The following is a 7,779-nucleotide window of genomic DNA, read 5'->3' as shown; positions in this document are numbered from 1 at the left end:
TCTTATTGTGACAATTGCCCCGCTGTTCTATGGGCTGGTAGATATGGCTGTCAGGGGTGTTAAGGGAGAGCCTATTGATTACAAAGATGTATTCAGTGGATTTGATCATTTCGTGAGAAGTTGGGGTTTCGCTATTGTGGCGGCTGTTCTGTTATTAGTTGGCTATATGCTGCTCATAATACCGGGAATTATCCTTTCCATACTGTTACTGTATGCTTTTCCGTTACTTGTCATCAGGGGCTACAGTGGAGTTGATGCCATCAAGGAAAGTATTGAGATTGGAAAAAACAATTTCCTGGATACGGCAATCATCTCCATCATTCTCTGGATAATCAGTGCCATCGGCAGCTATGTAGTTATTGGTTCACTGATTACTACTCCGATTGTTGTGATCGCATCTGTGGTAGTCACATATCGTATGATAGAAAATAATGATACCTCATATACCTATGTGGCAGATTTTGAAGAAATTGATGACACATCATCTGATACAAATGAAGGGGTACAGAGGTCCCTTTAATTTTTTCTTTTGTTTTTTTGTGTACATAAATTTTACATATTGGTACACACAGAAGGCACTTTCAATACTATCAACATTCATCGCCATATTTTTATAATTCATATTATTAAATAAACATACTTGAGGAATCGGTAACATATAGTTATATTCTGGCATCTTTTGAATGGACTGAAATATGATGACATACAGGTCAAGGAAAGATAATACGCTTAAAACAGGCTTAGATGGCCAGATTACAATCGATTATCTGGCCGCAATTACAATTTTTATATTTGCAATTTTTTTTGTGTTCAATTATACTTCCGGGTTGTTTACGCCATTTAATTCTGAATCAGATGAAGTAACCCTGATTGCAGATCGTGTGGCAGTAACTATCACAGAAAAAGAAATGGGTTCTGGAGATATGACCACTACCAACCTCATTAACCGCGAAAATACGGAAACTTTTTTTTCATTGTTAAATAACAGTTATGAAACGACTTTGTCCTCTCTCGGGTTAAAAGGGGAATTTAGTAGTTATGATCTGAATATAACTCTCGAACATAATTCATCGACAATATACATGGCTGGAAAGCCACTGCCTTCTGTTGGAAACATAGGACAAACAAAAAGAACTGTTCTTTTTGAAGATTCAGAAAACAATAATGTGCAAACCGCCACAATATCTGTCAGGGTGTGGTAAATTGGCACTGAAATTTATTTTTCGTAATGATGATTCGGCACAACTTCACACACTTGAAGCCATAATGGCAGCGATGGTAATGATCGGGGTACTCATATTTGCCGTTCAGGCAACCACAATTACTCCTTTGACATCTTCTACAGCAAATGCACACATTGAATCACAGCTATATACCCTGGGCCAGGATATGGTAATGGCACTTGATCATTCACAATATGATCAGGATTCTCAACTCAAAAAAGAGATCATAGGGTGGAGTGGTGATGAATATGTCTGGAACGCTACTCATTACATATCCAGGACAAACAGCAGTGATACTATCAGTGGTCCGGTCAAAGAATTACTGCAGCAAACTCTGGTAGCAAAAGGAATCGGCCACAATATGGAATTTACATTCAGGCTGGATTCAGAAAATACTCTCACATCGCCTTACATATACAACGGTGACCCCTCTGATAATGCTGTGATAGTTTCAAGGAAAGTTGTACTTTCAAATAACGACCTTGCAAATCCCTCTTCCTTTGAGAACAGAACTTCAATTCCAGATATGGACAATACAACGGATTTCTACAATATAGTTGATGTAAAACTCACAATGTGGCGTATGTAAAAAAGGGAGTGAATGATGGATAAATCTAATGATTCAGGACAGATGTTGCTGCTCGCTGCATTTACCATAGGATTTATGGTTGTAGTTTCAACTGTAATGCTAAATAATATTATTTATGCAAGTAACATAGCCTCTGAATCAAATAATGATATAAGTTATTTTGAAGTATCCAATATTGCCCGTATGACCGATGAAGCAACAAAGGCAGCCTATTACAATGCAACCACAGGTTCTTCTTTCAATCATACAGTCTTCAGTCGCTATCTTGAAAATTATTCCCGTGAAGTTACGATATTATATGCATATAAGGGAGTATCGTTTTCATTTACCAACAGTACTCTCCAGGATGCATATTTTACAAAAAACGGTTTATCCTCAGGGCAGGAGAACTGGACGATAATCGATAATGTGAATGCTACGGATAATTTCACAATGGAAGTTAATACCAGTAATCTGGGGGATATATCAGAACCTTTCGAGGTGCATGCCTTAGATCAATCCGGTTCATCCATCTGGTTTATGAAAATGTATGAGGAGGGGAGTAATATAAAGGTTAATGTTTCAAATCAAACCTATAACATCGACCATATCCCAATAGATATCAAAAATGAAACTTACCAGTTTGACAACAGTACAGCAGGGAAGACATACAGTCTGAAATATTTAAACTCAAGCAATGTTATTGGACTGTATTCACTATCAGGAGAACTCACTGACGGTGAATCATTCAGGTGTGAGAGATACAAGATGATCAATGCAACGGTGGCTATCTCTTCAAGTAAAAACAAAATCAATGTGACCTTGCCCGTAACGGTCCCGTGAGTGATTAATATGCAAAAAATATACCATGACAGGAGGGCAGTTTCTACAGCTATTGGTTTTATATTGACATTTGTAATAACGATCATGGTATTTATGTCTGTGATGAATTCTTCCTATGTAATGATGGATCGGAATGAACATTCCGTTATGCGGGAACAATTCGAAATACATGGCAGTAGCATTGCTCTTCAGCTTACTAAGATTGATACAACAATAAACCTTACCAGAAAATCCGGAGGTAATGTTGAAGAAATACAATCCGATATTGTGTTACCTATGAAAATAGCGGATGAATATTATTATATGCAAATTTCAAACCAAACACATGAAATAATATTTGAATCCGACGGCATTGCTGAAACCAGGGTCCAGATACCCTATGAATTGACAACAACAGATATAGAATCCGCTACGATAAACAGTGTAACAGGTGAGCATTACTTCTTTTACAACAGTACTACGGAGATAATAGAAGTCCACTAAAAAATGGCGATCTCATGCATATTGTTCCCAAAAAAATATTCAAGTCCGAAGGAGCAGTGTCAGAAGTAGTTGATACCATATTGATACTTGGAATAATGCTAATAGCCATATCTATAATAGGAGTTGCAGGTTATCCTGCTCTTCAAAATATCCAGGAGCACGGCCATACCGAAAATATAAAGCAGAGCCATATTGTACTAGGTGAAAATATAAACAAAGTCGTTTTCGATATGGCTCCCTCACAATCAGTTGAACTAAAAATGTATGGAGGCAATGCCCTGGTCAGCGGCACCAGTACTATCAATGTAACAATGCAGACCTGGAATTCTTCATCTGCAGGTTTGGAGAATCAAACATTCAAAAGGCAAATGCGAGAAATAAAGCATTCTTATGAAGAAACTGCAGTAGCTTATGAAAATACGGGTGTCTGGGCAAAATATGGAAATGAAGGCACAATTATGGTCAAAAAACCCGGTTTTGTCCTTTCTGACAACAATATGATAATACCTGTTGCTGCAGTAATGGGTTCAAATGGAATTTCGGGAGAGGGATTGATCAGAGTTATTGCAGACGGAGGGTATTCATCGGTATTTTCTTATGAAAATGTATCATCTGTAGATATTACTGTGAAAAGTGATTATTATACTGGCTGGGAAAATTACCTGAATGAAACAATGGGTATGCAGGTAATAAACAGAGACGAAACAAATACAACTGTACATTTAAGGAAAGAGGATTTTTCCGAAAATATAGACGTATATATAACTCATTCACCTATGAAGGTGAGAGTGGAATAATGGTGGATATATGATACGAATGAGTAACCTATCCGTCTCCTGTAAGGCAGTCTCTTCTGTTATTGGTATTCTGCTCATGTTTGCTCTTACTGTGGTATCCATCAGTGCAATGATGGTTTACAGCGTCCCTGCAATTGATGAACTGAAGGATAATTCCAAATCACAAAACGTAGAACAGGCTTTTACGATTCTTGACTCCCGTATGAGTAAAGTAGCCCTCGGAGAATCTCCTCTCCAGACTACATCGTTTTCCCTCATGGGAGGCGAAGTTGGTGTTAACGGTGAATATTCCGACAACAGTAATATAAGAATCGTCATCCAGAACACTACAAATTCTACCCCTATAGTCAATTGCTCATTGGGTACCTTTGAATATACTCTCGATGAAAGGAAGATTGCTTATGAAGGTGGTGGCGTCTGGTCAAAGTACAGGGAAAATGGCGGTTCTGTAATGGTTTCACCCCCGGAATTTCATTACAACGGGGAAACACTCACTTTACCTATAATGACGATCAATGGCTCCTCCTCAACGTCAGGAGAAGGAGAAGTAAACATTGCCGTAACATCGGACAACAGGCCTTTTGTCTTGTATCCCAACACATCCATATCGCCGTCAAGAACAAATCCCGTGACCTCTGACAAGGTCTATATCTATATTGAAAGTGAATATTATGATGCATGGGCCAATTATGCGGAGTCAATGACCTATACCAATGCAGAAAAAGATGATGTGAATAAGACCGCAATTATTGAACTGGATGTAGTTCCCCCCATGGGAACAACAACCCTTACCAACCAGATTGAAATAGGGGCTGTAAATGCATCAAAGACTCTGCCTATCTATGATTTTTATATGAATTTAGAAGCGGCTGGCAGTCAGGGCCTGAATCCATCCAACTACGAAATAAAAGCAATTTCGGGTACAAAGACTCTGATATACAGCCTTTCCAAAAGTGGTGGTAATGACCAGTTGGAGATTGAAGTTACCTATAAGGATAAATCCGTGGGATCTGAGTATATAGAAAAATGGGAAGGGAAGGATGTATTTCAGGTAAATAACGGCGAAAGCACAGTGGATTTCCTAAATGATTCATTTATGATGAAATATGCTCCTCCCAACAAAAACGGTGCAGACCCGGATTTTTCATGGAATTTTTCGGGAGATACAACTGAACTTCCCGATGTTGTTATCAATAGCACAAATACATCATTTTCGCTTAATAATCTCACACAGCACTATTTGAAATTGTTGACAAAAGATGGTTCTGTGGTGTTTAATATTAATAGTCCTGGTAATAGTGATCCGGTAGATTATGACACTTCTTCAGTGACAATAGACTATGATGTGAAGGCCGGAGGAATCACTTATTTACATGTAACACAGAATGAACTTGAAATGGATATAATAAACTGAATTATATGGAGAATGTTTATTTAAGAGTTACTCAAATACGCTTGTACCATACATTCATATTCTCAAGATTACCGGATATATTGGTATTTTGAACAAGTTTTCCGGTAAATTCATACCCAAGCCTTGCAAAAACAGTATTCATACCATAGGACGCGGCCCGGGCGATGGTATACAGGGTAAGGATCCCTTTCTTATCCATTTCTTTTTCCATTCTTGAGAGGAGAGAAGTGGACATCCCCATTCCCCTGAACTGAGGGAGTGTAGCAAAGTCGGTCATTTCCGCATTCCGGTTTTCAAAATCGATCTCGCAAGAGGAAAGGGCAACTATGTTACCTTTATATTCAACTGCGAAATATACAACATTATCTTCCATGGTCTTTTTCAGGTAGGCCGGGTCCTGGATAGGAAAAGGATATGTAGGAAATACTTCGGCGTAGATCTCTGCCATTGCAGGTACATCCGCTTCCGTACACATCCGTATCAGGAAACCTTCGGGTAATTCAGGATTCATGATGTCTCCTGCCTTATCTTTGGCAGTGGAGATAATCCGGTCATCCTCAACCTGTGTGTCTTCCTGCCTGTTCCCTGTGAAATATTTACACATGAACAGGGCTTCCTTCTTGCCGGAATAGTAGCCGGGTACTCCGGCCTCCTTCACATATCCCTTTGCTTCAAAAACATCTCTGGAATCTGCAGGGACTTTTGCAAATATCTTGTTGTAGCCGCGTTTTTCTGCCAACCGATCCATTTCAGGTATAAGATCCGGCAGATCGCCAATATCCAGTTTCATAAGGTAAATACGATTATTGTACGTACCGTGCTGGATCAGGGAGTTGCCTATTTTTTCGATTATATCACTCAACGTCCCTTCTCTCCATTCTTTCGGTATCTTCCGGTACAAGACTTACAACTTCATCATGATCGGCAAGCAGTTTTGCAATACCTGTAGATTTATATTCAGCTGCATCATCAAGTTTAAGCTGGAGTTTACACTCTTCACATTTACGGTCACAGTATATCGGCTCATAGGAATCCGGTTCTTTATAGGAAGTGATCACACCTTCATAGTTACGCAAAATAACCCTGTTGGTGGACCAGGATATGAGATAGGAAGGCATGACAGGTATCTTACCTCCTCCGTGGGGAGCATCGATAACATAGGTCGGAACTGCAAAACCACTTGTGTGGCCGATGAGGTGTTCCATTATCTCTATACCCTTGCCCACCGGAGTGCGGAAATGGGACAGGCCTTCCGAAAGGTCGCACTGGTAGAGGTAATAAGGACGTACACGGTTTTGCACAAGTTTCTGTACAAGCTTTTTCATGATTCTGTGGCAGTCATTCACTCCTGAAAGCAACACCGTCTGGTTTCCGAGGGGGATTCCTGCATCTGCAAGTTTACGCAGGGCTTCTCTGGAAGATTCTGTTACTTCACGTGGATGGTTGAAGTGGGTATTGATCCAGAGAGGATGATGCTTTTTGAGTATTTCTACAAGATTATCAGTTACCCTGTAAGGAAGCACCACAGGCATCCTTGTACCGATACGAATTACCTCTACATGAGGTATTTCTCTCAATTGTGTCAGAATCCAGTCCAGATAAGCATCAGGCAACATAAAAGGATCTCCGCCCGAAAGCAGGACATCCCGTACCTGTGGGGTATTCCTGATGTATTCCAGTCCTTCAGAGACTGCATCTTTGGTAGGAATGGAATCCACATCTCCCACTTTTCTCTTACGTGTACAGTGCCTGCAGTACATCGAACAGGTGTTACTTATATGGAACAATACCCTGTCCGGATACCTGTGTGTGATCCCCTCAACAGGACTATCCTCCTCCTCAGAGAGAGGATCTTCAAGGTCATCTTCATCGATGTCCAGCTCCTTTGGTGAAGGAAAAGCCTGCAGGAATATGGGATCATTCCTGAAATCATCGGCGTCTATAAGAGAGAGATAATAAGGAGTCACGGATAATGGGAATTTTTCCAGGGTTTGTTTGAGTTTATCCTTTTCCCCGGGTTTGAATTTGATGCCAAGCAAGGTTTCAAATGTATCTATATCACCGATGGAATGCTTGAGTTGCCATCTCCAGTCCTTCCAGTTGGCAATAACAGTATCAGAATCGATTTTTTTAGCTATTTCTTTTTGTGTTTGTGTGTGCTGTGTCATAAATGTACCACATTTTTAACTTATAATTACTTATTGAATGAATTTGCCTGCAAAAGTTGCATAAGACCATACGCACAGCTAAAAAATAACGCAGGCAAAATGAAATTAAATAGGTATATCACCTTTGTTGAGCAAAATATCACAACTAGTAGAACCGCATGTTGTCTATTTATCGGTTTATATATAGTGGAAGAAGATATATATACTTTACTGAATGGTTCCAATCAATTATGTAATCAGATATTCAAGTAATCTGAAATCCTGAAATAAATGATAAGATAAC

Annotated in this window: 9 protein-coding genes; 7 read left to right on the top strand and 2 right to left on the bottom strand. The window is 39.5% G+C overall.

Annotated elements, in window-relative coordinates:
- The 7 genes from A9957_RS01000 to A9957_RS00970 form a co-directional block, all read left to right on the top strand.
- On the top strand, positions 1-520 hold a 520-nt coding region (locus A9957_RS01000; RefSeq protein ID WP_292342856.1), incomplete at its 5' end, for a glycerophosphoryl diester phosphodiesterase membrane domain-containing protein.
- Between the two features lie 175 nt (positions 521-695).
- The gene (locus A9957_RS00995; RefSeq protein ID WP_292342855.1) at positions 696-1,202 is read left to right on the top strand and encodes a hypothetical protein; all 507 of its coding nucleotides are present in this window, start codon (positions 696-698) and stop codon (positions 1,200-1,202) included.
- Position 1,203: 1 nt separating this feature from the next.
- Positions 1,204-1,812, top strand: a complete 609-nt coding sequence (locus A9957_RS00990) for a hypothetical protein (RefSeq protein WP_241645877.1) — start codon at positions 1,204-1,206, stop codon at positions 1,810-1,812.
- Positions 1,813-1,824: 12 nt separating this feature from the next.
- Positions 1,825-2,634: a hypothetical protein gene (locus A9957_RS00985; protein WP_128754251.1), complete on the top strand. Its 810-nt coding sequence runs from the start codon at positions 1,825-1,827 to the stop codon at positions 2,632-2,634.
- Positions 2,635-2,643: 9 nt separating this feature from the next.
- On the top strand, positions 2,644-3,117 hold the full coding sequence (locus tag A9957_RS00980) for a hypothetical protein (RefSeq protein ID WP_128754252.1): 474 nt from the start codon (positions 2,644-2,646) through the stop codon (positions 3,115-3,117).
- A gap of 56 nt (positions 3,118-3,173) precedes the next feature.
- A complete protein-coding gene (locus A9957_RS00975; RefSeq protein ID WP_241645879.1) occupies positions 3,174-3,914 on the top strand; it encodes a hypothetical protein in 741 nt (246 codons plus the stop codon).
- A 10-nt stretch (positions 3,915-3,924) separates the two neighbouring features.
- A complete protein-coding gene (locus A9957_RS00970) occupies positions 3,925-5,328 on the top strand; it encodes a hypothetical protein (protein WP_292342853.1) in 1,404 nt (467 codons plus the stop codon).
- 31 nt (positions 5,329-5,359) lie between these two features.
- Here the strand turns inward: A9957_RS00970 and ablB are convergent, their stop codons facing one another.
- Positions 5,360-6,190, bottom strand: coding sequence for a putative beta-lysine N-acetyltransferase (gene ablB / locus A9957_RS00965; RefSeq protein ID WP_096711824.1), 831 nt, complete (start codon positions 6,188-6,190; stop codon positions 5,360-5,362).
- On the bottom strand, positions 6,183-7,496 hold the full coding sequence (gene ablA, locus A9957_RS00960; RefSeq protein WP_128754254.1) for a lysine 2,3-aminomutase: 1,314 nt from the start codon (positions 7,494-7,496) through the stop codon (positions 6,183-6,185). Before ablA ends, ablB begins: the two co-directional genes overlap by 8 nt.
- Positions 7,497-7,779: the final 283 nt, after the last annotated feature.

Origin of the sequence: Methanohalophilus sp. DAL1 (assembly GCF_001683555.1) — an archaeon.
Classification (GTDB): Archaea; Halobacteriota; Methanosarcinia; order Methanosarcinales; family Methanosarcinaceae; genus Methanohalophilus; species Methanohalophilus euhalobius.
This window is presented reverse-complemented; position numbering and strand designations above follow the sequence as displayed.

Excerpts from the sequence above, each read along its gene's own strand:
- A9957_RS00995 (WP_292342855.1), top strand. The coding sequence starts at position 696 with ATGATGACATACAGGTCAAGGAAAGATAATACGCTTAAAACAGGCTTA.
- A9957_RS00985 (WP_128754251.1), top strand. The coding sequence starts at position 1,825 with ATGATGGATAAATCTAATGATTCAGGACAGATGTTGCTGCTCGCTGCA.
- A9957_RS00980 (WP_128754252.1), top strand. The coding sequence starts at position 2,644 with ATGCAAAAAATATACCATGACAGGAGGGCAGTTTCTACAGCTATTGGT.
- A9957_RS00970 (WP_292342853.1), top strand. The coding sequence starts at position 3,925 with ATGATACGAATGAGTAACCTATCCGTCTCCTGTAAGGCAGTCTCTTCT.
- ablA (WP_128754254.1), bottom strand. The coding sequence starts at position 7,496 with ATGACACAGCACACACAAACACAAAAAGAAATAGCTAAAAAAATCGAT.